This is a genomic window from Nocardia sp. NPDC050630 (assembly GCF_044457245.1).
Classification (GTDB): Bacteria; Actinomycetota; Actinomycetes; order Mycobacteriales; family Mycobacteriaceae; genus Nocardia.
Genome location: NZ_JBITGN010000036.1, coordinates 1 through 23,173, shown reverse-complemented (window position 1 = coordinate 23,173; position 23,173 = coordinate 1). Strand labels below are relative to the sequence as shown.

At 67.7% G+C, this 23,173-nt stretch carries 38 protein-coding genes; 4 read left to right on the top strand and 34 right to left on the bottom strand.

Annotation, left to right across the window (positions count from 1 at the left end):
• Positions 1-136: 136 nt before the first annotated feature.
• The 13 genes from ACIBG0_RS40145 to ACIBG0_RS40085 all read right to left on the bottom strand — a co-directional run bounded on the left by ACIBG0_RS40145 (position 137) and on the right by ACIBG0_RS40085 (position 8,891).
• Positions 137-499, bottom strand: a complete 363-nt coding sequence (locus tag ACIBG0_RS40145; RefSeq protein WP_397040531.1) for a hypothetical protein — start codon at positions 497-499, stop codon at positions 137-139.
• 98 nt (positions 500-597) lie between these two features.
• Complete coding sequence (locus ACIBG0_RS40140) at positions 598-1,128, bottom strand: hypothetical protein (RefSeq protein WP_397040529.1); 531 nt, start codon at positions 1,126-1,128, stop codon at positions 598-600.
• Positions 1,129-1,159: 31 nt separating this feature from the next.
• On the bottom strand, positions 1,160-1,567 hold the full coding sequence (locus ACIBG0_RS40135) for a hypothetical protein (protein ID WP_397040527.1): 408 nt from the start codon (positions 1,565-1,567) through the stop codon (positions 1,160-1,162).
• A complete protein-coding gene (locus tag ACIBG0_RS40130) occupies positions 1,564-1,815 on the bottom strand; it encodes a hypothetical protein (protein ID WP_397040525.1) in 252 nt (83 codons plus the stop codon). Before ACIBG0_RS40130 ends, ACIBG0_RS40135 begins: the two co-directional genes overlap by 4 nt.
• Before the next feature lie 2 nt (positions 1,816-1,817).
• Positions 1,818-2,123, bottom strand: a complete 306-nt coding sequence (locus ACIBG0_RS40125) for a hypothetical protein (RefSeq protein WP_397040523.1) — start codon at positions 2,121-2,123, stop codon at positions 1,818-1,820.
• Complete coding sequence (locus ACIBG0_RS40120) at positions 2,120-2,521, bottom strand: hypothetical protein (protein ID WP_397040522.1); 402 nt, start codon at positions 2,519-2,521, stop codon at positions 2,120-2,122. Before ACIBG0_RS40120 ends, ACIBG0_RS40125 begins: the two co-directional genes overlap by 4 nt.
• Positions 2,522-2,524: 3 nt before the next feature.
• Positions 2,525-2,950, bottom strand: a complete 426-nt coding sequence (locus tag ACIBG0_RS40115; RefSeq protein ID WP_397040520.1) for a hypothetical protein — start codon at positions 2,948-2,950, stop codon at positions 2,525-2,527.
• 2 nt (positions 2,951-2,952) lie between these two features.
• Positions 2,953-3,876: a hypothetical protein gene (locus ACIBG0_RS40110; RefSeq protein ID WP_397040518.1), complete on the bottom strand. Its 924-nt coding sequence runs from the start codon at positions 3,874-3,876 to the stop codon at positions 2,953-2,955.
• A 19-nt stretch (positions 3,877-3,895) separates the two neighbouring features.
• Complete coding sequence (locus ACIBG0_RS40105) at positions 3,896-4,264, bottom strand: capsid cement protein (RefSeq protein WP_397040517.1); 369 nt, start codon at positions 4,262-4,264, stop codon at positions 3,896-3,898.
• A gap of 1 nt (position 4,265) precedes the next feature.
• A complete protein-coding gene (locus ACIBG0_RS40100) occupies positions 4,266-5,567 on the bottom strand; it encodes a head maturation protease, ClpP-related (protein WP_397040515.1) in 1,302 nt (433 codons plus the stop codon).
• A 77-nt stretch (positions 5,568-5,644) separates the two neighbouring features.
• The gene (locus ACIBG0_RS40095) at positions 5,645-7,030 is read right to left on the bottom strand and encodes a hypothetical protein (RefSeq protein ID WP_397040513.1); all 1,386 of its coding nucleotides are present in this window, start codon (positions 7,028-7,030) and stop codon (positions 5,645-5,647) included.
• 12 nt (positions 7,031-7,042) lie between these two features.
• On the bottom strand, positions 7,043-8,596 hold the full coding sequence (locus ACIBG0_RS40090) for a hypothetical protein (RefSeq protein WP_397040511.1): 1,554 nt from the start codon (positions 8,594-8,596) through the stop codon (positions 7,043-7,045).
• On the bottom strand, positions 8,574-8,891 hold the full coding sequence (locus ACIBG0_RS40085) for a hypothetical protein (protein ID WP_397040510.1): 318 nt from the start codon (positions 8,889-8,891) through the stop codon (positions 8,574-8,576). Before ACIBG0_RS40085 ends, ACIBG0_RS40090 begins: the two co-directional genes overlap by 23 nt.
• A 122-nt stretch (positions 8,892-9,013) precedes the next feature.
• Between ACIBG0_RS40085 and ACIBG0_RS40080 the strand changes: the two genes are divergently transcribed.
• On the top strand, positions 9,014-9,574 hold the full coding sequence (locus tag ACIBG0_RS40080) for a hypothetical protein (protein ID WP_397040508.1): 561 nt from the start codon (positions 9,014-9,016) through the stop codon (positions 9,572-9,574).
• Here ACIBG0_RS40080 and ACIBG0_RS40075 read toward each other — a convergent pair.
• From ACIBG0_RS40075 to ACIBG0_RS39985, 19 genes are all read right to left on the bottom strand, one after another.
• On the bottom strand, positions 9,525-9,824 hold the full coding sequence (locus tag ACIBG0_RS40075; protein ID WP_397040506.1) for a hypothetical protein: 300 nt from the start codon (positions 9,822-9,824) through the stop codon (positions 9,525-9,527). The genes ACIBG0_RS40080 and ACIBG0_RS40075 overlap by 50 nt on opposite strands.
• A 725-nt stretch (positions 9,825-10,549) precedes the next feature.
• Positions 10,550-11,011 (bottom strand): DUF6221 family protein, encoded by a 462-nt coding sequence (locus tag ACIBG0_RS40070; RefSeq protein WP_397040504.1) that lies wholly within the window; start codon positions 11,009-11,011, stop codon positions 10,550-10,552.
• Positions 11,008-11,367, bottom strand: a complete 360-nt coding sequence (locus tag ACIBG0_RS40065) for a DUF6221 family protein (RefSeq protein WP_397040502.1) — start codon at positions 11,365-11,367, stop codon at positions 11,008-11,010. Before ACIBG0_RS40065 ends, ACIBG0_RS40070 begins: the two co-directional genes overlap by 4 nt.
• Positions 11,364-12,398: a hypothetical protein gene (locus ACIBG0_RS40060; protein WP_397040501.1), complete on the bottom strand. Its 1,035-nt coding sequence runs from the start codon at positions 12,396-12,398 to the stop codon at positions 11,364-11,366. The genes ACIBG0_RS40065 and ACIBG0_RS40060 overlap by 4 nt, the downstream gene beginning before the upstream one ends.
• Positions 12,395-12,775, bottom strand: coding sequence for a hypothetical protein (locus ACIBG0_RS40055; protein WP_397040500.1), 381 nt, complete (start codon positions 12,773-12,775; stop codon positions 12,395-12,397). Before ACIBG0_RS40055 ends, ACIBG0_RS40060 begins: the two co-directional genes overlap by 4 nt.
• Positions 12,772-13,254, bottom strand: coding sequence for a hypothetical protein (locus ACIBG0_RS40050; RefSeq protein ID WP_397040498.1), 483 nt, complete (start codon positions 13,252-13,254; stop codon positions 12,772-12,774). Before ACIBG0_RS40050 ends, ACIBG0_RS40055 begins: the two co-directional genes overlap by 4 nt.
• The gene (locus tag ACIBG0_RS40045) at positions 13,251-13,478 is read right to left on the bottom strand and encodes a hypothetical protein (protein ID WP_397040496.1); all 228 of its coding nucleotides are present in this window, start codon (positions 13,476-13,478) and stop codon (positions 13,251-13,253) included. Before ACIBG0_RS40045 ends, ACIBG0_RS40050 begins: the two co-directional genes overlap by 4 nt.
• 252 nt (positions 13,479-13,730) lie before the next feature.
• Entirely contained in the window at positions 13,731-14,078 is a 348-nt protein-coding gene (locus ACIBG0_RS40040; protein WP_397040495.1) for a helix-turn-helix domain-containing protein, read from the bottom strand.
• Positions 14,079-14,129: 51 nt separating this feature from the next.
• The gene (locus tag ACIBG0_RS40035; RefSeq protein WP_397040493.1) at positions 14,130-14,441 is read right to left on the bottom strand and encodes a hypothetical protein; all 312 of its coding nucleotides are present in this window, start codon (positions 14,439-14,441) and stop codon (positions 14,130-14,132) included.
• On the bottom strand, positions 14,438-14,734 hold the full coding sequence (locus ACIBG0_RS40030; RefSeq protein WP_397040491.1) for a hypothetical protein: 297 nt from the start codon (positions 14,732-14,734) through the stop codon (positions 14,438-14,440). The genes ACIBG0_RS40035 and ACIBG0_RS40030 overlap by 4 nt, the downstream gene beginning before the upstream one ends.
• Positions 14,731-15,720 carry a hypothetical protein gene (locus ACIBG0_RS40025; RefSeq protein ID WP_397040489.1) on the bottom strand — a complete coding sequence of 330 codons (990 nt, stop codon included), beginning with the start codon at positions 15,718-15,720 and terminating at the stop codon, positions 14,731-14,733. Before ACIBG0_RS40025 ends, ACIBG0_RS40030 begins: the two co-directional genes overlap by 4 nt.
• Positions 15,717-16,556: a PD-(D/E)XK nuclease-like domain-containing protein gene (locus tag ACIBG0_RS40020; protein WP_397040487.1), complete on the bottom strand. Its 840-nt coding sequence runs from the start codon at positions 16,554-16,556 to the stop codon at positions 15,717-15,719. The genes ACIBG0_RS40025 and ACIBG0_RS40020 overlap by 4 nt, the downstream gene beginning before the upstream one ends.
• Positions 16,553-17,353, bottom strand: a complete 801-nt coding sequence (locus ACIBG0_RS40015) for a WhiB family transcriptional regulator (RefSeq protein ID WP_397040485.1) — start codon at positions 17,351-17,353, stop codon at positions 16,553-16,555. Before ACIBG0_RS40015 ends, ACIBG0_RS40020 begins: the two co-directional genes overlap by 4 nt.
• Entirely contained in the window at positions 17,353-17,517 is a 165-nt protein-coding gene (locus ACIBG0_RS40010) for a hypothetical protein (RefSeq protein WP_397040483.1), read from the bottom strand. The genes ACIBG0_RS40015 and ACIBG0_RS40010 overlap by 1 nt, the downstream gene beginning before the upstream one ends.
• A complete protein-coding gene (locus ACIBG0_RS40005; RefSeq protein ID WP_397040481.1) occupies positions 17,514-17,957 on the bottom strand; it encodes a hypothetical protein in 444 nt (147 codons plus the stop codon). The genes ACIBG0_RS40010 and ACIBG0_RS40005 overlap by 4 nt, the downstream gene beginning before the upstream one ends.
• A 189-nt stretch (positions 17,958-18,146) precedes the next feature.
• A complete protein-coding gene (locus ACIBG0_RS40000) occupies positions 18,147-18,284 on the bottom strand; it encodes a hypothetical protein (RefSeq protein ID WP_397040479.1) in 138 nt (45 codons plus the stop codon).
• Entirely contained in the window at positions 18,281-18,499 is a 219-nt protein-coding gene (locus ACIBG0_RS39995) for a hypothetical protein (protein ID WP_397040477.1), read from the bottom strand. Before ACIBG0_RS39995 ends, ACIBG0_RS40000 begins: the two co-directional genes overlap by 4 nt.
• 167 nt (positions 18,500-18,666) lie before the next feature.
• Complete coding sequence (locus ACIBG0_RS39990; RefSeq protein ID WP_397040475.1) at positions 18,667-18,975, bottom strand: hypothetical protein; 309 nt, start codon at positions 18,973-18,975, stop codon at positions 18,667-18,669.
• The gene (locus tag ACIBG0_RS39985; protein ID WP_397040473.1) at positions 18,972-19,199 is read right to left on the bottom strand and encodes a hypothetical protein; all 228 of its coding nucleotides are present in this window, start codon (positions 19,197-19,199) and stop codon (positions 18,972-18,974) included. The genes ACIBG0_RS39990 and ACIBG0_RS39985 overlap by 4 nt, the downstream gene beginning before the upstream one ends.
• A gap of 118 nt (positions 19,200-19,317) precedes the next feature.
• On the opposite strand from ACIBG0_RS39985, the gene ACIBG0_RS39980 reads away from it, so the two are divergent.
• The 3 genes from ACIBG0_RS39980 (at position 19,318) to ACIBG0_RS39970 (ending at position 21,079) form a co-directional block, all read left to right on the top strand.
• A complete protein-coding gene (locus ACIBG0_RS39980; protein WP_397040471.1) occupies positions 19,318-19,584 on the top strand; it encodes a helix-turn-helix domain-containing protein in 267 nt (88 codons plus the stop codon).
• A gap of 422 nt (positions 19,585-20,006) precedes the next feature.
• Entirely contained in the window at positions 20,007-20,312 is a 306-nt protein-coding gene (locus tag ACIBG0_RS39975) for a helix-turn-helix domain-containing protein (RefSeq protein ID WP_397040469.1), read from the top strand.
• A gap of 140 nt (positions 20,313-20,452) precedes the next feature.
• Positions 20,453-21,079 (top strand): hypothetical protein, encoded by a 627-nt coding sequence (locus ACIBG0_RS39970; protein WP_397040467.1) that lies wholly within the window; start codon positions 20,453-20,455, stop codon positions 21,077-21,079.
• A 7-nt stretch (positions 21,080-21,086) separates the two neighbouring features.
• On the opposite strand, the gene ACIBG0_RS39965 is transcribed toward ACIBG0_RS39970, so the two are convergent.
• Positions 21,087-21,566, bottom strand: coding sequence for a hypothetical protein (locus ACIBG0_RS39965; RefSeq protein ID WP_397040465.1), 480 nt, complete (start codon positions 21,564-21,566; stop codon positions 21,087-21,089).
• Positions 21,567-21,599: 33 nt separating this feature from the next.
• Entirely contained in the window at positions 21,600-23,039 is a 1,440-nt protein-coding gene (locus ACIBG0_RS39960; RefSeq protein ID WP_397040464.1) for a tyrosine-type recombinase/integrase, read from the bottom strand.
• Positions 23,040-23,173: the final 134 nt, after the last annotated feature.

Sequence of the window (23,173 nt, the reverse complement as noted above, 5' to 3'; positions counted from 1 at the left end):
CAGATCTCGCGCAGCGTCAGCAGGGGGACGCCGTACTCGTCGACGCGCCATCGGTCGGTGTAACGGGTGCTGCAATGGTGCGCGAGGTCGCCCTCGAGCAGATCCTCGTGTTCGGCGAGAATCTGCGCGAGGGTGACTAGTTTCCCGCTCGGCCGAACCCGGTCACGCGCGAGATCTCGTTGAAAATCTCGTAGTAGTGGGCGGCCTCGAAATCCTCGACGTTCGCCGCCAGGCGCGCGAGCTGGACAGACCCGAGCAGGGCGACGGTCCCGCCGATGACGTTGTTCTGTGACAGTGGCGCCCACACTGTGACGGGGTGCCACTTCTGCGGGTCTGCGATCACGGTGAGCTCGACACCTCGCCACACGAACGAGACAGTCTCGGCGCCCTCGGCCTCGCGCTGCGCGGGCGACTTGCGTGCCTCGTGGAAGTCCTGCGGCGCAGGCGCACCCGCGGGGCGGGCGGGGCGACGACGGCGACGGTTCTGCGGCTGCGACATGTGCGGGTTCCTCTCTGTGCGTGCGGGTTCGGATGAACGGAGAGATGTTCGGCGGCGCGGGAACCCGCACGGAACCGCGCCGCCGAACGAGGCGCCCCCTACGGGGTGAGGGCACCGGCCTGTCGGTCAAAGATGTCGCCGCTGCCGTCCGCGAAGATCGCGATCTGCACTTCCCACTTGGTCGGGTCCGACTCGTTGCGGGTGTCCGAGGGGACCCACAGACGGGCCCGCTGCGTGGTGAACAGCCGCTCGCGATCCTCGAGGTCGGAGTCGGTCTCGAAAGCGAGCCAGCGATAGACCGGCTTGGGCATGGGCACCTTGGTGGCGGTGCTGCCGGGGGTGATCAGCTTGCGCGTCTCGGTGTTGTCCTCGAGGAGGGTCATCTTCCGAGCGACCTCGAAGTTCTTCGAGCCGTACTTGATCAGGCCGAGCCCCCAGCCGTAGTGCTTGGACTCGGCAAGAGACCGGTCCTCGGCGAGACCGGCGTCGCCGTCGAGGATGCCGACCTCGGCCCAGCCGACCGCGAGCGCGGTCTCGATGTCGGCGGGCAGCGCGGGCCGGGTGGTGGCATCGGACAGGTACACGCGGGCGTCCTGCCAGATCTTGACGTTGTCGGGATCGCGTGCCATGTGGGCACCTCCTGTTATCGGCCAGCCCGAATCAGGCTGGGAGAGTGCGAGATTGGGCGCGAATCGTGAAACTCACGAGCTGCGCCGTGGTGTTCGAGTCGCGCGCCTCGAGCAGCCCGGATGGCTCGGTGAGGGTGGCGACGCCGGTAATCCGCTGAGATGTGAGCACCTCGAGAGCGGCCGAGGCGATGTCGCGGGCGCGGTCACGGCCGTTCGCCCACACCGTGATCCGCAGCAAGGGCCGGGTTACGACCGGCCATCTCGGGGCGCCGCCGTCGTCGAACACCACCACGGCGGGCGGTGAGGTCGACAGCGACCAGTTCGCGGGCAGGACAAGGCCGAACGTCGGTGACGGCGAGGCGACGAGCGCCGGAACCGTTGCGGCCAGATGGTTTTTGACCGCCTTCGCCGGATCGGCCGGGCGACGGACCGGCTTCACGGCTTCTGCTTCACCTCGAGCCCGACCGCCTCGGCGGCGCGGGTGAGCGTGCCGTACATCGCCTGATCTTCGGCCGGCACTTTGACCGCGGCCGCGCCGCGGTCGGTGGTGTAGTGGTCGACCTCGGCGTCGCTGCCCGCGGCCGCGGCGACCTCGGCGGCCACACCGTTGACCAGCGCCGCGAACGCGGGCGACTTGAGCAACTTGCCGATGGCCGCATTGTTCAGGCGCACACGAGGGTTCGCCATGGTCAGCCCTCCCCTCTGCTGCACAGCGCGACGGTGCCCGTCCTCGACGACCACGGCGACGACCACGGTTCGACGGCCAGCCGATACCGCTGCCCGGCGACGGTGAGCTCGTCGGCGCCCGTGAGGTCGACCTCGGGCTCGAAGTAGACCGTGCACTCGACGCGCTGCCCGTCGCGGCCGCGGTCGATCATGTCCGGGTTCGCACCCGGCGCAACGGCCTTCGCAGTGAGCGGGGTGTCGGCGCCGGGCACCGGGTTGCCGTCGTCGTCCATCCCGCCGCCGCGGTGGCGAATCACGGTGACGCTCATGGCATCACCAATCCGGGTGGCGGGTACCGATAGCCGACCGGGTCGCCGAAATCGCCGGTCGGTGTGGGCGCGGACGATATGCCGAGCATCTGCTCGTGCACTGCGAGGAATTGCAGCGTGCCCGCGGTGGTGGCGAGCGTGCCGGATCTCGCCCACGGCCCCATCGTGTCCGAATAGGCAGTGTGCCCGGTGAACTCGGCGGGCGGCGCCATCGCGGCCCGCACCACCTCGACGACCACGTTCTTGCCGGTCGGGTCGCCGTTGGCGATGTCGGGCCGCCGCGACGGGTCGCGTATCCACGCCTCGGCCACGGCGATGAGCAGCTCGGCCCGCGCCCGCTCGCCGGTCGAGAGCGTGCGCCAGCCTAGTGCTACATCGTCAGCGGTAGCGAGCGGCATCGGTCACGCCTCGGGCAGGCGCGCGGCCAGCTCGGCGCGGGACAGGCCTGCGGCCTCCTCGGCCGACATGCCGCGATGAACCGCATACGCGATCCACTCGTCCTTGGGCGAGGTCTGGCGTGGCCGAGCCGGTGCGGCGGGAGCAGCACCGGCGGTGCCGTCGCCCGTCCCATTGTCGGCGCCGTCGCCCTGATCGCCTGTGGCCTGGTCGCCGTCGCCGGGGCCGGGCGCGCCGTCGCCCTGGTCGTCGAGGCTCACCTCGCCGAGGTCGTCGTCGGCCTGCTCGATCATCCCCATGTCGAGCAGGCGCGCGGCGTCCTCGGCGGCGATGTCGTCCAGGCCGAGCCGTGCGCCGTGGTACCGGTACCGGAGCAGCCCGGAACCATCGGCGACGACAACGACGGGCGCGGTTACACGTACAGCGACCATGATCAGATCCCCGTGATCTTCCATGCCGCCTTGGGCTCGACGACGACCGGAACCGTGACGCGGCGGCTACGCAGCCGGTACAGGTCCTTGTCCTCGTCTCTGAGCGTCTTCACCTCGACGCCCGGGATGCCGCCACCGGCGGACACGTAGCCGGGGCCGCCGAGCTTCTCGTCGGCCATGCCGCCGAGCTGCCCGGAATCGACGATGAACGCATTGCCCGCGACGGGCAGGTTCGGCGTCGGCAGGAATCGCAGACCGGCGATGGTCGGGAAGTTGCCGGTGTAGACCGGCGCGAGCCCGTCCTCGCGCTTGAGCAGCTGCGAAATCTGGGTGTCGGACATAACGATGGCCCACGTCAGATCGTCGACCACGATCGTGTCCGGCTCGAACCCCTCGTTCAGGGCGCGGATGTTCGCTACTGCCTTGAGCACGTCGCGCAGGATCACGGCCGAGCCGCCCGACCACGAGGCGGTTGCCGCGGTGCTCTGGGTGACCTGCGAGGCGATCACGGCGAGCGCGGTCGCATCGATGGTCTTGACCATCTGGTTTACCTGCTTGATCAACGCGCGGTTGACCGGGTCCATCTTGCGGCGCGCGATCGACTCGTCGGTGATCTCGGAGTCGCGGCCCCACTTGACGGTCTTTGCGACCTGCGCGTTTCCCTCACCGATCGAGGTCAACGGGTACTCACCGCCCGGCGCGACCGCCTCGGGCGCGCGGTCGGAGTACATCGACTCGCCCGACTCGTAGGTGATCGCGCCGCCGGTGGCGTCGAAACGACCGGTCAGCAGCACATCGGAGATGAACCGCTGTTCGGCCAATGTGCGCAACCTGCGCGCGATCAGGGTCGGGTCCTTCAGGAATCGAGAGATGGTGATGTTGTCGCCCGAGATGGTGGGTGCCGCGGGCGGGTAGGTGTACGGCATCTTTGTGTCCTTTCAGGAATCAGCGGGCGAACAGGTGAACGCGGACCTTGCCGCCGGACGCGGCGGCAGTAGCAACGCCGACAACCTGCGAGTAGTCGGTGCCTGCGGCGAGGTCAGCAACGGCACCGGCCGCCGCCGTGACGACACGGGCGCCAGCGGCGATAGCGCCGGACGCCGTCAGGTCGTGATCGCCGCCCGACATCACGAGCACGTTCTCGCCGCTCGCTGCGTCAGTGAGAGCGACGCCGATAAACGCCGAGTTCGCGGCAGCCGACGCGGCAACGGTGTTGTTGCCCGACACGACGAGGGCCTGCCCCGCCGTGACAGTCGCCGAAGTAACGCGCGTAACGGCCTGTCCGGGCTTGAAAATCGGGCTGTATTCGGGCATGTCAGGCGTCCTTTCCGAACAGCGCCGAGTACACGGCGTCGTTGTCGTCGTTGTGGATGGTTCCGGCGTGGCCCAGTTCGACACCGACCGGGAACACCGGCTCGAGGGCGTTGAGGATCGCCAGCTCGCGTGGGTCCTTGTTCAGCCGGTTGAGCCAGGTGTCGCGCTGCGACGGCGCGATTCGGCCGGTGCGCACCGCGTTGTCGACGGCGGTCGCGCGCTCGGTCCGTTCCTGCTCGGTGCGGGCTTGGTCGCCGCGCCGTGCGGCGTCCTGCAACGCGGTCAGCGAGGCCGCGTCGATCGCGACGACGCCTGCGGGCAGGCGGTTCGCCGCGGCCGGTTCCTCGGTCGGTGCCGGGGCCGGGGCGGCGGTGTCGCCGTCCTGTCCCCACACGGTGAGCGCTTCCTGCGCGGTCGCGATCGACTCCTCGAACGAGTCGGCGAGCGGCTGCGCGATAGCGGCCACGTCGGGCGATACGCCTTCGGTGACAGCGGCCGTCGCGGTCGCGAGCAACTCGGGCCCGGCCGCGACGAGCGCCTTGAGAAACGCAATGTCCTTGTCGTTGAACGGGAGCTCGACGGGCGTAATCGCCGACTTCGGTCGGGCGGCGAGCTTGTCGAGCGCGGCCGTGATGGTGGCCTCATCCGCGTCCTCGGCGACGCCGAGGCGCTTCGCGATGCTGGCGAGTGCAGTCATGCGCGTTCCCTTCTGGTTGGCCTCGGCCTCGGTGGCTGAGGGGGTACGGGGCGCGGGCGCCGCGTGACGGCCCGCGTAGTTGAATGCCGACAGGTCGAATCGGGCGACGACAGCGAGCTCGGTCTGTCCGACTTCGGTTCGATCGGCGAGCCCGGCAGTGACGGCCTCGGCGGCCGAGAACCACGTCTCGGCCTGCATGACGGCGCGCCACTCCTCGACGGTCCCGCCAGCCTTCTCGGCGTAGATGCTCGCGATGTTGTTCGAGATGCGGTCGAGGTTCTCGGCGTGCTTGCGCAGTTCCTCGGCGTTGCCGCTGGCGTAGACCCATGCGTCGTGGATCATGAGCTCGGCATTTCGGCCGACGACCACCTCGTCACCGGCCATCGCGACGAACGACGCGGCGCTGGCGGCGAGCCCGTCGACCACGGTCGTGATGCGCGCCGGGTGCCCGCGCAACGTGTTCAGTAGGGCGATGGCCTCGTACACATCGCCGCCGGGGGAGTTGATCCGCACTGTGATGTTCTCGGCACTGATCTGCGCGAGATCCTTCGCGAACGTGGCGGCCGAGACGCCCCACCACGGATCAATCTCGTCGTAGATCAGCACCTCGGCCGAGGCGCCGTCGAGGGCCTTGATTCGGTACCACGGGTCGGGCCGCTCGCCGCGGTTCCGGGTCGGTGAGTTCACCACAGCGTCAGCGCTCCATTCGGTTCGATGCGGGCGACCGGCGCCGACAGTGCGGCGCGGCGCATGTTGTTGCGCTGGCGCAGGTCTCGGCCAAACTCATCGCGACCGCGGCCAGCCATGCGGGCGGCTACGGCCGCCGTTGTCACCTCGTCGGGATCGAGGTCGACGGCCTCGCGGATCGGTAGGCCGTAGTCCTGGCGCGCGGCCTGCTCGATCGCCTCGTCGGGCGTGATGATTCCGGCGCGCACGAGGATCTCGAGTGCCGCTGCGGTGGCGTCCTTGCGCGATCCGATTTCGTCGAACACGATGCGCGGCGCGGGCTCGTCCGGCCCCCAGTTCGCATCGACGAGGTCCTCGACGATGTGGGCCTGCGCGGTGTCGCGGATCATCTCGGCGACGGTCTGCAACGACATCACGAAGAAATCGGCGAACGTCGTGCCGAGTGCCCAACTGCCCGTTGAGTTTCCGAGGTTGAGGAAGTGCGCCAGCACCGATCGGCCGATCTGCGCATCGTGGTAGTCGATCGCGGGCTGCGCGTCTGGCAGGTTGCCCTCGACACCCGCGAGCCGTAGGCGAGCCTGGTACGGCGTCGCCGCGCCCGAGGCGCTGCCCGCCTTGTAGCTCTGGGCGATCTTCTTGCCCGCCTCGAGTTGCTTTTGATCGTCGGCCGGGCCCGCCTCGTAGACGGGCACGCCCATACCGTTTCGCTCGATCGTCTGCGCCTGCACGCGCAGCAAACGGTCACGGATGAGCCAGTGCTTGTACGCGGGCCGTAGCAAACTCTGCCCGGTCCAGTCGCCACCCTCGCGGTCGACGACGTACGCGACGAGCCGCTCGACCGGAATGCGCACCGCGCCGCCCGCGCCCCACCCGTATTGCTCGATCGAGACGAGGCCGCCGTCGGGCGCGACCTCGATATCCGAGATGGTCTCGGCGAGACGCTGCCCCAGCTTGCGCAGGTGGTACAGGCCGTCGTCGCCGACATTCCATACCGGCTCGAAGAACTGGTGTCCGTAGCGCAGGCAGAGCAGCGCGGCGGCCATGTGCTCACCCCACGAGAACCGGCCACGTCGGCGCTTGTTCGACGGCGCTTGCCCGACGATCGGCAGGCCGAGGTCGTTCGCGATGTGCGCGACCACCTCGGGCCGCGCGCCGTTCGGGTCGATGCGCCAGTTCGTACGGCGGATCGGCAGGCGTACAGCCCGCATCACAGACGTGATCTGCGCGTCCTGCCGTTCCATCCGGCGATACACGCGCGTGCACTGCGGCCAGACGAGCTCGGGCGTTTCCTCGGCCGCCTGCCAGAATCCGACCCCCGACGAGTCGTAACCCTCTGTGGCGTAGCCGATTTCGGCTGTCGGTGTCGTCTTGGTCTTGCCCATGGTGCCCACCTCCTAAAACCCCATCGCCATGAGCTCGTCCTGCTCGACGCGCACCTCGGCCTCGTCGTCCTGTGTCGGCGTCTGCACTGGCGCGAGCTGCGCGCCGAACGTGAGCAGCCCCCAGCGCGCGAGCGTGATCACCTGCATTCGGGTCACCTCGCCCGCGGTGTAGTCGAGGACGAAGCGGCCGCCGCCGAGCGTCTTGGTCTGTGTCGCTTCGCGCGCCTCGTCGAGTCGCGGGTCGCCCGCGTGTGAGAGCCGTTCGGCGAGCGCGTCGTCGACCAGGCCGACGACGGCGTCGGCCATCTGTGTCGACGAGGTCAGCTCGGGTTCGATCCCGAGCGCCTTGAGCTTCGGCACGACGCTCGCGGCCGGGCTCGACGAGTTGATCACCAAACAGCACGGATCCCAGCGATCGACCAGATCGACGATGCGCTCGACTACATCGGTAGCGCTGCCGTGATAGCCGAGCTCGACGCGGATCCGCTCGCTCGTCGTCCATGTCGACGCGCCGATCGAGGCGGTGCGTAGATCAGGGGTCATGTCGACTGCGATCGCGATCGGCCCACGCACAGCTACTCCCGCTTCGCTCATCCGGCCCCACGGCTCGTCCGGGATCAGCGCGGGCAGATCCTCCGCGTCTGCCGGCCAGTCCCCACGGCCGAGGTACTCGACGTCGAACGACTTGCGCCCGGCCAATGTCGAGAACTTCTTGAACTCGGCCGCGAGCTTCTTCTCGGTGGCGATCACGCCGTACGACGGGTTCGCGAGTCTCCAAGTCTCGGGGGCCGCGCGGTCGCCAGCGGATCCCATCCACTCGGCGAAAAACAGGTTCGCCTCGGTGCCATCGTGGCCGCGCCGCCGGACCGCCGCGAGCACTTGCCCATTGGGGTGCTGGTCCTGGTTGACCGCGCTCGAGGTGTAGATCGTCTGCGGATCCGAGGCGTTCATCTTCGTCGGCGACAGCGCGGCCATGTCGGCCTCGGTGAGGTCGTACGCCTCGTCGTAGATCTCGAGATCGATCTCGTCCAGGCCGCGCCCGGCGTGCGCCGAGCGGGTGGTGAACACGACCTCGGCACCCGAGGCCAAAACGATCGTGCCGCGACCTTGTGAACAGGTTTTCGACTCGACGCGTTTGCTCATCCACGGCGTCGTCTTCACGATCGCCCACGTGCGTTTCCACAGCGCTTTCGCGGTCTCCCACTGGTGCGCCGAGAAAATGATCTTCTCGCCGAGTTTGAACAGGCCGTAGAGCACTCGCAGGATGAGCACCGTGCTCTTGCCCGCCTGTCGCGGGATGATCAGGCAGCACTCGGGGTGCGTCCACGTCCCATCGGGATTGCGCGCCAGGATCCGCTCGAGGGCCCACAGCTGCCACGGCATCGGGCGAATGCGGGAGCCCGACAGCTTGCCGAGCGCCGCCGCGCGCATCCCAAGGTCGAAATCGCCTGGCGTGTAGAGCAGCGCCTCGGGCGTCTGGCGCCCTGTGAGCTTCGGCCACTCCGCAGCGATGATCTCGGCGAACCGAGCGTCGACGTCCTCGCTACAGATCGTCGAGAGGGTCATATCCGTTGTCGCCGCTGTCCGGCCCTTGTCGGCGGATCTCGGCGAGCAGCTGGCGCAGCGTATTCGCTTGCTGGCGAGCCTCGACGAGCGCGCCGTCGATCCGAACCTCGATGTCGCCGTCCCGGGCGGTCGTCAGCTGCGCCCAGGTCGTTTCGTCGCCCTCGATGAGCTCATTCAGCCGATCGAGGCGGTCAGCGACCCGCGCGGCCTCGTTGACCAGCACGCTGCGGGCATAGGGCTCGTCGGGTGTGCTGAGCGCCGCCCGCAGCCGGTCGCCGGTGGTCTGCTCGGTCACCGGGCCCCCTCCCCCGGCGATTTCGGCCGTAAAAAAAATCCTGACTACCACCGGGTCGAGTCAGGCCCCGGGGGTGCGAATTTTCTTGCGAGGGTGCCGGTTCCGGGTGCGATGCTGTGCGTGTGACTTCGTGGCTCCCGCTGATCAGCGCGCTCGTCATCGCCTCGGTGACGCTAGTCGGCATTCGCATCAACAACCGCACAAATCGGGCTGCGATCGTCGCTTCCGACGAGCGTGAGTATCGGAAATGGCAGCGCGAGATGGTGCTTCGGCAGTGCGGCGAGGCGATCGAGACTGCACTGCACGTGCACGACGAGTACTGGCGGACCCTTACCGACAGGTCGGACAAAGACGCTGACGAAATCAGAGCAACGATGGACGAGCATGTCGCTAAGCTCGGCGTGAACGTCGCAATGCTCCGAATGCTCAATGCCCGCACGGTCGCGAAACCCTGCGACGAATTACGCGACGTGGCGGTCGCGCTCTGGGAGTCTTGCGAGTCGGCGAAGAATGGAGACCCAAGTAACCATGTAGGGGACTTGATCGAGGATCTTTACCGGCTTCGACACCAACTTGCCGAGACAGCCAGCGCCGAACTTCACACCCTCGGCCGAACCGATGGAACACAGGAAATTAGCCCCATTCGAGCGCGTTTCCTGCGTGCCCGCCACTCCGGCGAGTGAGCGCTGGTCGCTGGTCGTCGCGTGAGCCGTCGCCGCGCTGCTTGTTGCACAGGGCGTGCAGCAGCCTGTCGGCCCTCGTGCCGCCCTTGGCTCGGGCGAGCGTGTGGTCGGCCGCGAGGTCTTGACTCTTGAGCATCGGCTCACCGCACCACCAGCAGCGCTCGCCGTCGCGGTGCTTGGCGAGCAGCCGGTCGCGCTCCTGCTGGTGCTTCCAGCCGAGCCCGCGTTGTGTGGTGGTGCGGCCGCTCACGCCCGGGTGCTCACCACGTCCACTGGCCGAGCGGCGCCACGTACGGCAGCTCGAGGGTGCGCAGCGGCGCGGGATGGCAGAACAGGCGAATCAGTGCAGCGAAGTCGAACAACGGGGGCTCCTTCACGCTCGCAGTTGGGGTGGGGTTCGCAGCGCGCAGCGTGACCACCCGCGATGGATGCGCGGGCTTGCGGAGGTTTGCGCGGCTCCCTGGGGCGCTTGCCGGACCTGGGCCGGTTTGACGCGCTGCGAAGTCTTGGGGTCAGACCGGAGTGGTCAGAGCAGTACGTCGAGCACGGCGAGAGCGAGGCGGCCGACCAGTTCCCACGGGACGACGGACAGAGCGGCAGACAGAGTGGACAGCATGATCGTGTCTCCTACGTAGTGCGGTTGTGGTGATCGCCCTGGACTCGCGCCCGGTGTCCGAGGTGGTGACCTATGACGGGTGCAGGGACGTGGGGCGCAGCGCGCAGCGTGGCCCCCGGTTGAGTCGGACCGGGTTGCGGCTACTCGGCTAGAACGAGTTGCGTTGGGGCGCTTGCGGTGAAGGTTGGCACCGGTTGACGCGCTGCGAGATCGTGGGGCGAATGTGCCCGTGATATGCGAAAACCGGCACTGTCGCCGACTTTTGGGGTCGGTTTGTCAGTACCGGTTTCGAGGTGCCATCGAGGATAGCACCAGGTCGGGGTGTTTCGATCTTCCGGCGCGCGCACGGCGCGCCGGGGTCAGTCTGGGGACCACTCGGGCCGGTAGTCGGGATGGTTGCGCCAGACGGCGACCATCGCGCGCACGGCGCGAATCTTCTCGATATCGGCCGATGCCTGCTCGGCCGACGGTGGCCGGGCGCCGACAAGCAACTCCCACATGCCCGAGGATTCCAAGATGAACAGGAACATATCGCGCGTCGCCGCGACCTGGCGCAGCTCGCGCGCCGGGTCGTAATGGGCGATGTGCGCGGCCTGCTCGGCGGTGTGGCCGCCCTCGTCGTAGATGGTCATGGACGCGCCGTGAACCATCCGCTTGTCGTTCGGATCGACGTATGAATCGGTGTGCCACTCGCCGGAATCGGTGCCGGTGCGCTCGTGTTCGCGAGTCTCGGGGTTGTACTTCGTCGGGTGCCGAAGCGCGGCGCGTGCGATCGTCTCATCCTCGGCGAGCCGTGCGCGAATGAACTCGTCGATGGTCACGGCCGCCATTCCTCGCGGTAGTCGAGATGCTCGGCCCAAATCGCGGCGATGGCTAACACCGTCCCGCATGGGAAGCCTCCGCCGGGGTCGCCGGGCGCGTCGCTCCTCTTCCCCACGCACCGCGTGCACAGGTAGTCCGAATGGTCGGGCGCGTGGTCAGCGATGATCGCCCGCAGCGCGGCGCACTGTCGCAGCACGCGCGCCGGATCATGGCGGCCGAGGTGGCCCAACAGGGCCGGGCCGATGGCGTCCCATGATGTCGGGCCGCCCGGATGGTCTTCTGTACCGGCCGCCGTTGCCATCGCCTCGTCCTCGGCGAGTCGGGCCTCGATGAATTCGACGATGGTCGCTGTCATGCGGTCGATCCTCTCTCGCTGGTCTCGCGCCGCGCCAGTTCGAGGGCGTCGCCGACGCGGTAGACGGGCACCGCGCCGCCCTCATGCCGATCGGTGATGCGCACACCGGCCCGGGAGCGGATGAGCCACGCACGCCGCGCGAGGCGGCCCTCGGCGGCCCACCGGTAGCCGGTGCGGCGCGCGATCGGCGAGCCGACGGCCGCGCAGGCGTGCAATAGCTCGGGCATGGTGCACAGCATCTCGCGGGCCGCCCGGGTGGCGGCGGCCTCGATTCGGGCGACCTCGTGCTGAACGCGGCACCGCGGGCACCGCGCCCACGTCGCATCGGGTTCGGCCCACAGGTTCGCCGCGCACGTCGCACCGTCGTCGAGCTGGACGGCGCACCGGCCGAGGTACCGGTGATCGGCGGGGCGGTCGATCGCGCGCCGTAGCCCGCCGGTGGCGTTCACGATGTCGTGGTATGCCTGCTCGGCCGCCTCGAGCTGGCGCAGCTCGTGTGGGTGCGAGGCGAGCCATACCGCGAGGCGTTCGTCGGTCTGTACCGGCGTGATGAGGTGGGCGGCCATGCGTCGCGCGACATGGGAATCACGGACGCGGCCGCCGTTACGTAGGCGATGTTCGTGCACGAGGGCCGGGGCCTCGGCCGAGCCGCGGGTGTGCCGGGCGTTGACGGCCAGGACGGCGAGCGCCCGGGACTCGATCGGCACCTCGGCGCCGAGGTGGTCGGCGAGCACGCGCGCCCACCCGTGCAACGCGGTCGACAGCGCGACGGCGTCACGTTCGCCGAGCAGGCGCACGCCACGGCCGCGGTACTCGCTGCTCGTGTCCTTGATCGGTAGCGGTGCCTCGGCCGACCGGCCGCCCGCGCGGCCCTCGGCGATCCGGGCCTGCCCACTGCGCGCGGTTTCGAGGTCAGCGAGCAGGCTCGGCACGGCGAGCAGGGCGTCGACGAGCGTCCGGCCGCACACCTCGCACAGCGCAAGCCGGTCGCCGACGAGGCGTGTGCAGATGCCGCACGATGTGCCGCTCATAGGCCACCCTCGGGCCGGTTGCCGGACAAGATCGCGACGAGGTCGCGAACGGTCATGAGCACGAACTGTGAACCGGGGTCGGTGACGCCGCGCCGCTTGGCAACGACGAGCCCCGCGAGCGCGTCGTCGTTGCCGCGCTCAACCTCGGTCTCGCCGAGCCAGGGCCCAGCCTTGAGCTGCCCGCCGTAGTCCTTGCACTCGATGACGAGTCGCCCGCCTCCAGGTGCGCGCACGCCGCCGATGTCGCCTCGATCCTTTGCGCCGTTGCGAGCGCGCCGCTCGATCCGGTCCTCGTCGAGCTGGTCGGCGAGATAGTTCGCAATGCTGCTCTCGTGACGGGTCCCAGCGGCCTTGGCGCTGGCACGTGATCGCGTCACTTCGCGTCACCGGCGATGACGGCGGCGATGTGCTGCGCCATGAGTCGCTGCACGGCGCCGATCTGCGTCTCGGGCTCGTTGTCGAGGTCGCCGATAATCTCGGCGCCACACAAGCAATCGACGACGACCTCGGCGGCGCACTCGCTGCCCAGGGGCTGCACGGTCACGGTCTCGGCGATGTGCTCGGCGAGGATGTCGGCGACCCGCTCGACCTCGGGGTCGTGCATGAGGACGAACTCGCGGCCGGTGAGCCGTTCCGGCCTCATCGAGGTTTCGCGGTAGGGCTCGGTGACGCGGCCGTCGCCGTGATCGTGGCGAATTACCGTGCAGGACACCTGAATTGCGTAGGCGCTGACCTCGATGTAATCGACGCGCAGGTGGCGCACGTTGCTGGCGCGGGCGTCCTCGTAAAGCTGTCCGGCGCGAATGGGTTTCGTTGCGGCCGTCGTGAATTCGGTGAGTTCGGCGGTCTTGGTCACGGTCGGCGCTCCTTGTGTTCTGCTGCTGCTATGGCCTGCAGCGCTCGCGGGCTCGGGGATCGGTTGGCGTCGTCGCGGACGCCTACGCCGGGCGCTGGTGGTCGGTGGATCGGGCACGCCCGCATCACGTCGGCGTCGGGCCGGGACAGCCACCCGTCGCGGCAGTCGTACGGGCAGCGGCCGGGGTCGTCGTCGCGGGGCTCTCCGGTGCGATCGAGTGACATGGATTCACCTCCGCTTGTGGATGCGGTGGTGAGTTGCGTTCACAAGCCAGCCACGCGGGTAGTTCTTGGTAGTGGTTGGTATGGGTTGGTGGGGGATCATGGGTGATCCGTAGAACGCGTCCAAATGATCCCTAGAACGTGTCCAAATGATCCCTAGAACTGTTCTCGCCCTTCGGTTCTGCGGATCACGGGTGATCTGTAGAACCGAGTTATCCACTCCTGTGGATAGAGTTATCCACAGGCTTCTAGGGATCAGTCGTGATCCCCAGAAACGGGGGTGTCGGACGGGTCGAGCATCGGCAAATCGAGAATGTCCGAGGGCATCGTGAGCCGGTACTCGTCGGCCAGACCCGAGCGCCGACCTCGCCGATGCACCTCGATCAGACCCAGCTTTCGCAGCACCGCAAGCTGCCGTTTCACGGTTGGCACAGACACGCACATCACGGCCGCCAGACGCTCGACGCCGGGCCAGATACGCGACCCGTCCGCCTCGGCGTAGGTCGCCATGGTGAGCGCGAGAAACTTCGCCGTCGACGGCATCTCGACCCGCCGCACGATTCGTTCCCACTCGAAACGGTCGACCGGCATCAGTTCGCGCACCGAGGCACCCGTGATCGAATCCATCACGTACCCACCACCTTTCATGCGCGGTCACTGCCGCTCGTCCTCGGCCGGTGGGTCCTCGATGCTGAGCGCCTCGATGTCGGGCTCCGGTCCTGTCAGGTTCAACATGGGTGCCGCCTCCTCCTGCGCTGTACGGCAGTCGGCACACAGCCGGTCGCGCGGCACCTCGGCGTCGGGTGCGAACGGTCGCCGACACTCGCGGCAGTCCATGAGCTGCACCGGGCCGTACTTGCCGACTCGATATCTGTTCGGGATGGGACGCCGGGGCTTGGGCCGCCCCGGCGTTACCCCGTAGCGATTGCTGCCGGGCCACGGCCCGACCACTACGTCGTCGCTCACGTGTGCCCGTTCGGGTCGGGGTTGACGAGGCCGCCGATGCGGGCGCGCACGTAGACCTCGGCGGCGGCCTGGTCCTCGATGTCGATCAAGCCGTCCTCGCCGTCAGTGCCGAGGGCGGCGATGACGTTGCCGATGCGCAGCTGCTCCACCAGTTCGCGCGCCTGGTCGCCGAGGTAGATCAGAGCGTGTGCGGTTGCCTCGCTGGCATAGGAGACTTCGCGCGCGGTGTCGGTGGCGGATGCGATGTGTGTCAGGGCGATCGTGGCTTGCTTGCGGTGGTCGTAGGCGCTCACTGGTCGCCGCCTTCGGTCACGGTGGCGGCCTGGTCCTCGGTGCCGGGGTCGCGCTCGAGGTACTCGAGCAGCGCGACCGCCTCGGCCCAGGTGATGTCATCGGCCCCGGCGATCTCGCGCTCAAGGAATTTTCCGATGGCGAGCAATTTGTCGCCGTCGTCGGCGACGCCCTGCTCGTTAAGCAGCCTTGCGACTTTCTTCTGCTGGATACGGGTCGACGGCTTCTCGGGCTGGCTGACCTGTTCGGGTTCCGGTTTCGCGCTCGGTTCTGAGGGCGCACGCTCGGCCGCGACCGGCTGCTCGTCGACGGGCGCGGGTGCCTGCCACTGCTGCGCATTGACCACGCCAGCTTGCGCACTCTCGACGATCAGGTCGGCGGGCGATACGCGCTCGGACTTCACACGGATCGGCTCGGGGCCGCGGTCGCGCACCTCCTCGATGTCGGAGTCGATACCGAGCAGCACATCGGGCGCGGTTGCGCGGCAGCATTCCGCGGTCGCACGGGCGTACAGCATGTTCTCGGTCTCGGTGCGGTACTTGGGGTTGCGCTTGTCGTATCCGGCATCGGTCACCCGCTTCATGTCCCACACGGACTCTTCGGGCGGCAGATTCGGGTCTGTGCCCTTGCGTCGACCGCGCACCACGCACCGGGTAGCGGACTTCTCGACTGTCCAGATCTCATGCCCGGCGGCGAGCACGGCCGCCTTCATCACCTTCGCGTACGTCGACGGCACGCCGTAGACGTCGAACACGTTCTGCAGCGACTGAATGGCATCGAGGCCCAGGCGCGCGCCGTACAGGATCGCGACCGCGCCCTCTTTCGGTTTGTCGCGGTAGCGATCGGGCGCGAACCCCGTCGCGCACAGCCATTCCGCGACCTGATGCGCGGCGTCGAGTGCCTCGGCCTGCTGCCGTAGGTCAGCCAGAATCGAGGCGGTCATCGGTACCGGCGCGAACGAGTCGGCGATAGCGAGTTCGGTGGTCATAGATGGTCGTCCTCTCGATATGCCCATGTGGGCTGGGGGATTTCGTGGATGCCGCGAGCGAAGCGCGGCCAGTCGCCGGAGTTGGTGCACTCGGCGTAGAGGTCAAGCGCCGTGCGGTTGCGGCGGCGACCGTGCTCGACATACGCATCGGGGATGCGGTTGACGGTCACCAGATGCGGCGCGGTGTCGGAGACGACGACGAACCACACGTCGGCCACGTCGACGTCAAGGTCGCGCAGCACGTCCTCGTAGTGAGGTTGCTGCTGGTTGTAGCCGTAGGTGCGAATACTCTTGGCGAAGTGCCCCGGGTCGGCGCTGCCGGACTTTTTCAGGTCGAGCATGATCACGCGGCCGTCGCGCACCCTGTATAGGCAGTCCGGCCGGATGCGCCGCATGATTCCGGTCTCCGGATCCGGGTAGTACCCGGACAGTTCGCATTGCCCGTCGCGGAACATGTGCCCGACGTCGGAGTCGGCGAGCACGTTGCGCACCGCCCACCGCACCGACTCCATACGCTCGGTGAGTAGCGCGACCTTGCCCGCCGCCCGCGCGTCTTTGCGGATCTGCTGATCAGCCTTGGCGTTCCACGTCTTTGATGGAACCTCGATCAGCAGCTCGTCGGCGCGGTGCGGCTCGAGCACGAGCACATGCAGCGCGGTGCCCCACTCCATGTCTTCGCTGACCTTGCGCACATGGTTCTCGCGCCGCCACCAGAATTCGTAGGGCGTCATCTCGCCGAGGTCGCGCAGCTGCGACGACGAGACCGAGTTCCGGTCGCCGTGGTAAACGTCTTCGGGGACACCGGCATACAGGCCGCGCTCGGTTGGGGCGGTCATCCGGACACCACCTCGGCATCGAGCCGGAGCGCCATAATGCGCTCGGCCTTGTCGCGACCGATGTACTGCTGCCGTCCTTTGGCCACAGCCGCGACGACGCTCTGTGAAACGTTCGCCGCCCGCGCTACCTGGGTGGGGTTCATTCCGTGTTCGTGCGCGCCGAGTGCCGCAATGTGCTCGGCGACCGGTCCTATCTCGACCAGGTTTTGCATGCACGGAACGCACCGCGTGCCGTTCCGGCGTTGAGTGGTGAACGGGTCGCCGCATTCCGAGCAGATCAGTTCCCGACTTTTCAGCGCTCGCTGCTGGTCCTCGGGCATTTTCAGCCCGAGCCAAACCCAGAGTTTTTGCCACTCGGCTGGATCGCCGGTGTGGAATCCCGCGACGATGCTGTGCCGCTCGCCGCGCTTCCTAGCGGCCTCGCCGCAGTCGCGGCGCACGGGGCAGCCGTAGCAAATCCGCTTGGCCTCGGCGGCCGAGTCGGACCCGACATCCGAAAACCACAGCTCCGGGTCATAGCCGCGACACGCACCCAGGTCCGACCACTCTGGGTTTTGAATGACGGCCGCCGGGGCAGGTTTGGCTGGCGCCTTGGCTCGGCTGAGGTTGCTTGGCCAGTCGCGGTTGCTGCTACGTGCCTTGCGTGGCGGTGTGCTGTCGAGGCCGAGCATCGCGAGCAGCTGGCGCGCGTCGTCGGCATTCTCGGCGCGGCGAACCACCTCGAGCCGCGCCCGGTCCGCGTCGGCCGGACTGACCGGGTCTGCTCGTATCTCATCCAGCTTGGGAAGCTCGGCCATCAGGCCACCCCGCTTCGGGCGGCCTCGCCGGACCAACCGCAGCGCTCGCAGCCACGACCACGGCAGGACGGGCAGTCACGCGGGGGCTCGGCCGTCCGGCCGATGCCGAGGGCTTCGGCCGTGCCGATCGCGCCGAGCAGCGCCAGGTAGATCAGCCAGATCACTGCTCACCCACCACGGACAGCAGCCGGTCGCCGGTGGTGCGCGCATCGACCTGGACGCCGGGCGCGTGCGCGGCGAGCATGGTCGCCTCGGCACGGGCCGCGTCAACGGCGACGACGAGGTAACCGAAATGGGGGACGATCGCGCGAGCCTGTTCGGCCCACTCGCGATGGCCCATGAATTCCATCTCTTGCGCCAGCGCGGCCAGCGCGGCAGCCGGAGCCAGATTCACTGGCGGCGTGGCGAGTTCGACTGTCGGGTCGTAGGCCACAGCCTCGAGGTCTTCGGGTGCGCAGATGCGCCAGTCCGAATCAGGATCTCCGTCGGTGCAGACCAGGCGGGGGCGGTCCAAGCTGCCTGCGTACTTCGCGACCTTCAGCTCTTCGCCAGTGGTGCGCAGGCGTACCCGCTCACCGATGCCGAACTTGTAGATGGATGTCATCGGATACGATCCGTTCGTTGTAGGGGCGTACCGCCGAGCTAGGCCCTCGGCGGTACGTCGATTACTCAGTGCCGAGGGACGATTCGGGACGGTGATGCGACCGTGGTCGCCCGCCCGTGAGCAGCGCGCCGACAATGAAGCCGCTGACGAACCAGCTCCCGAACGCGACGATGAGATACAGCCACGCGTTCACAGCGGCGGCATCCACACCATGAGCGCGAACCAGCCGACACCGAGCGCCAGCACGAGCACGACACGGCCGAGATCAGTGAGCAGGCCGACTGTGTGGCGGTCCGGGTGCGGAATGTGGAGCAGGGGCGAGTTCATGCCACACCTGCGTCGCGGGCAGGAACGTCCTGTCGTGCCTCGCGGTGGATTCGCGACAGGTTCTCTTGCGTGATCTGGCGGCCGAGTATCGACGCGGTTGTGACGATGCCGCGCGCCGCGCGCCGCCGCTCTCCGCCGCCGATGATCTCCTCGGCGGCCCGCGCGGAGCTGAACCCGAACGCGCGCATGATCTTCTCGGCGTCGTCCTCGGTCACGGGCGAACTGTCTCGATACCTGCATGGGATTGGCATTTGTTCTCTCCCTGGTTATTTGGGGTGGTTGCGCAACCTCGAGAGGCTCGGGTGTGAGGGGGTCACCCGGCGGTCCACCTCTCGGGGTCACGCGTCCCCGTGGCGGCTTCGGCTTTGCTGCCGCGGGAAGCTCAGGCGACTCGTTGCCGCTTCATGCGGGCAGCGCCACGCTTGGACAGCCCTGCGGGATTGGCAGGCGCGGCGGGGGTTTCGTCGGTGCGGGCGACGGCGCGGGCGGCGAGCTGCTGCTCGGCGGCGGCCCGCATTTGGTCGACGAGTCGGCACATGTCGCTGCGCGTCATCCGCCACTCGCGGCCCGCGAGGACGGCAGTCAGTTCGCCCGTGGCGATGCGACGTGACAGCCAGTCGCGCGATGGCGCGCCGGTCAACTCGCACACCTGCTCGAGGGAAAACGTCTCGAATTCGCTGGCGGCGTTCATGCCAGCAACTCCTGCGGAATCAGTGAGGACAGGGGGCGCTGGAGCAACCGCGCGAGGGCGAGTAATTCGAGAACATCGAAGGAGGTCTTGCCTTGTCCGCGCAGCTTTCGTTGCAGCGTGGTGAACGCGATTCCCGTTTCGGCGGATGCCTTTCGGATGCTGACGTCGGCGTCGATCAGTGCTTGCTCTACGACGCGACCCAGCATCTCGCTGGTGTGATCCATATAGATCACATTAGTACTCAAACGGATCACATCGCAACCAGTCGGCAATGTCCATTTGGATCACATTGCGATCCGGATGGGGTTGTCATCTGAACGCGCGGAGCCCAAACTGATCCACATGGACCTGGACGTTGAGCTTGCGAACGCCGTCATCGGCGCGAACCTCCGCGCCCTGCGGGCGAAGCGGGACTACAGCAGAGAAAAACTGTTCGAGCTGTCCGGAGTTCCGGTCATCACGATCCGGCGCATCGAAGATGGCAAACGTGCCGCGGCCGTGCCCACGATGATGGCGCTATGCCAAGCGCTTGACGTCGACCTGGGGAGATTCCTCGACGACGCGCACAAAGAGATCAATGAGCGAATGGACTCGAACGCCAGCAAGTGACGCGACGACGACCAGCTCGGAGACGTTGAATGGAACCGCACCGCGAAGGCGCGCAGCCACTTGTGGCGCTGTCAACTTCAGCGCGCGTTGCACATCAGCCGAGTTGCATCGGCCCAAGCGGGCCGCCAATGCAGGCAGAGATAGATCGTTTGCGGCGCAGCGAGCGTCGTTGTTCACGCCGAACTCCCAGGGGGACGATTGCTGAGGGTAGGTCCTTCCGGCATAAGGGCCGATCTCTCGCGCGATTTCTAGGATTCTCATCCATTAAAATGATTGCCTCAGCGTATTACCCCCATATGGGGGAAGGCAATAGCCTCTACCCCTAATGACAACCTCCCAAACCCCCTAATCGGAGATTCGGACAATGCACAAGCCGGAGCGTGGCCCAGACACTAGCCGCCGTCGACCGCTAGCCTGATTCGATGCTGCCGCAGAAACCGAGTCTGACCGCAGCCCTGGCGTTCGTGATCCGGCGACGACGCGTCAAAAAACAGCAGTCCGCCAAAGATGTCTATGGGCCTGCGGGCCTAGGAAAGAGCGTGTACGAAAGGCTAGAGGAGAACGTCCGCGGATTCAGCGCCGAGCAGATCCGTGCTATCGCCAGAGTGCACGGCATGAAGGCGTGGGAGCTCATGCAAGAAGCCGAGGACGCGCTCGACAACGATGAGGTTCCGCCCAAGCCGCCCTCGGTGGCCGCGTGGCGCAAGGCGTTCGGGTTCGATCCGTAAGACAAACCGATTGTCCGGTTCATCGGGCGGAGAATTAGACTGCCGGAGTGTTGCCCGTCATCATCTCGCTGACGGCAGTAGGTGTCGCCCGGCTGGGCATATGGTCCTCTGCCCCAGCGACGCGCCGATTCACTATCGGAATGCTAGCCATCGCCACCGCCTCGACTCTGTTCGTCCCATGGATCGGCGAGCGTCTCATTGACCGACATATAACGGCCGCCGGGGCCAACATCAGCGACGTCGCTCAGCATCTCATCATGCTTTACGGCTGCTACCAGTTCGGCGCGATGACATTCGAGGACAGACCGCGAGAGGCTGTGTACCTCCGGTATTGGCGAGGCGTCGCGGCCGGGATCGCGGTCGCCATGATCGCGACCTACCGACTCGGCAATGCTTACGACACCCCGGCAGAAGAGTTCGAGCTCGGTGGACCGGTGAACCTCGCACACAACTGGCTCATCGTGGTGACCATCGTCGCCACGTTCGCACTCGTCACCGCGGCGGCGCTGCGCGATATCTACGCAGCGGGCACACGGCTGCGGCTGTCGATGTTCGCAATGCTGGCTTTGGGCGTTGTCGGCCTCGGGTGCAGCATCGTCACGGGCGCCCTGCTGGCGATAAGGCCTACGTATATCCAGGCCGAATACAACGATTTCGCGACCGTGTGGACCATCCCAGCGCTCGCGGCTCTCGCGGTGGCGGGTGTGCCAGGTTTCGTCTCGGCATGGAGCCGCCGAGACGATCCTCGACCGGGCAGACCCGCTTAGCTCGCGCCTAGGCGGTGCGACGCGGGTGGCCGACGGTGTGCGCGGTTTCCGCGCGGGCGATCTCGGCATCGGCGACGGCCGCGACTGCGGCGACGTCGCGGTCGAATTCGGTGCGCATCCGCGACACTGTCTCAGCCGCCTCGCCGCGTACCTCGGTCACCTCCTTACGCGCCAGATCGCGCAGCGCGAGCGCGGCGTCTCGCTCCCGCCGGGCCGCGTGTGCCTCGCGCTCGGCACCGTGCCGACCGCGCTCGGCCGCGGCAATGAGGGCCCGGGCCCGTTCGAGCTCGGCGGCCAGGTGCTCGGCGTCGGTCTGCTCGGCCGCCGCGGCGAACCGCCTCGCCGCGCGGTGCGCCCGCACGGGGTTGTGTGTGGGGTCGGCGCAGTAGGCGGCCGGGCGGCCCGGCCCGGTGCGCGGTGGCACTGGCGCGCCACACACCGAGTCGGGGCCCATCGGAAAACGGCATTCACCTGCGGTGATTTTCATTTCATTGCACCTGATATGAAATGAAATCCGCTGTCACGCAACGTCGGCGAGCAGGTCGCCGGCCTCGTGCTGGGCGACGTGGTCGACCGCGGCGTCGTAGGTGTCGAACACCTGCGATTGCACGAGCCCGCGCGCGTCCATCCACACAGCCTCGAAACCGGCGGCCACGCGCTCGATTTCGCCGAGCTGGCCGAGCCGGACGAGACGCCGTCGGCGCGCCTGCTCCATATCGAGGACCCGGCCACGGAGACGAGGCAGCCTGCCCGCGACGGCCTGCGCGCTCGCCGCCGAGGCCGCCGCCGAGATGTGCCCGTACCTCTTATCCGTGATTGCGATCGACGAGTGCCCGGCGTCGCGAGACACGACCCAGATCGGCTCACCGTCCTGCAAGCGCCACGAAATCCCCGTATGCCGTGTGCAATACGGGGTGAGGCGTTTTGCCATGAGGCGGGCGACGAGATGCCCGTACCGGCGACGCAGCTCGTCGAACGACAGCCCTTCCCAACCGGCCGCGCCGGTGAACGGTGCGCGGCTGCACGCGGCGAGCGCCTCGAGGCGGGCGAGCGCCGGTGCCCATCCCTGTTGCCAGAACCGCACCGAGGTAACCGGCAGACCGCTCGGCGTCTCGAACAGATAGGCGTCGGCCGGGCGGTCGAGGTCGAGCTGAGCGACCGTCTCGAGCGGAACGAACGTCATGCGCACGCCGCGCTCGGTTTTCGGGTCGCCGAGGCGCATCTTGCCGTTGGCCCACTTCCACGCTTTCGTGATCGAGACGCCGCCGGTATCGGGGTCGATGTCGCCGACCGTGAGCGCGCCCTGCTCGCCGGGGCGCGCCATGCTCATAACGCCGAACTCCCACCACGGGCGCCAGAATGGCGCGAGCAATTGCTCGATGAGCTCGTACTCGTCCTCACTCAGGTGGTCGACCTCGCGGGCCGACTGCTTCGGCAGGCGAGTCTCTGCGCACGGGTTCCACGGAATGAGCGCGGTCGGCCGATGCCGGGCCGCCGCGCCCATGGCCGCGCAGAGCAACCCGTGTTTATTGCGGATCGTCTTGGGCGCGTTGTCGAATTCGGTTTCGAGCCACTCGACCCACGCGGCGTCGAGCTCGGCCGTCACGCCGTCGACGGGCAAGTGCTCTCCGTTGAAGAACGGGACGATGTCGCGGTCGATCATGCGCCGGTACTTGCGCTTGGTCTCGTCGTCCACGCTTTTGCCGAGGCGGTCGACGTACCGGTGAAGCCACACCTTCAATGTGATCGTGTCGGCAACGGCGCCGAGCTGGGCGGCGAGGACGCGCTCGGCCTCGGCGGGGCCGACGCGGTCGAGCAGTTTCGCCCATCGGATCGCGGCGGCGTGGTCGTCGAACGATTGGGATGTCTGTACGGCCTTGCCGTCACGGGTGATGCGGTAGCGCACCTGCGAATAGGTGCTGCGGTCCTTGCGAACGCGAATGCGGGGAGTGGTCGCCACGGGGCATGGTCCTTGTACTCAGGCCGAATCCCCTCAGATTCCCTGTGGACCGCTGTGTGGACGCAGAGGGGGCATAACCCGTAGGTCATGCCCCTGATCTGCGTCTATGTTGTGGGCGAAGGGGGACTTGAACC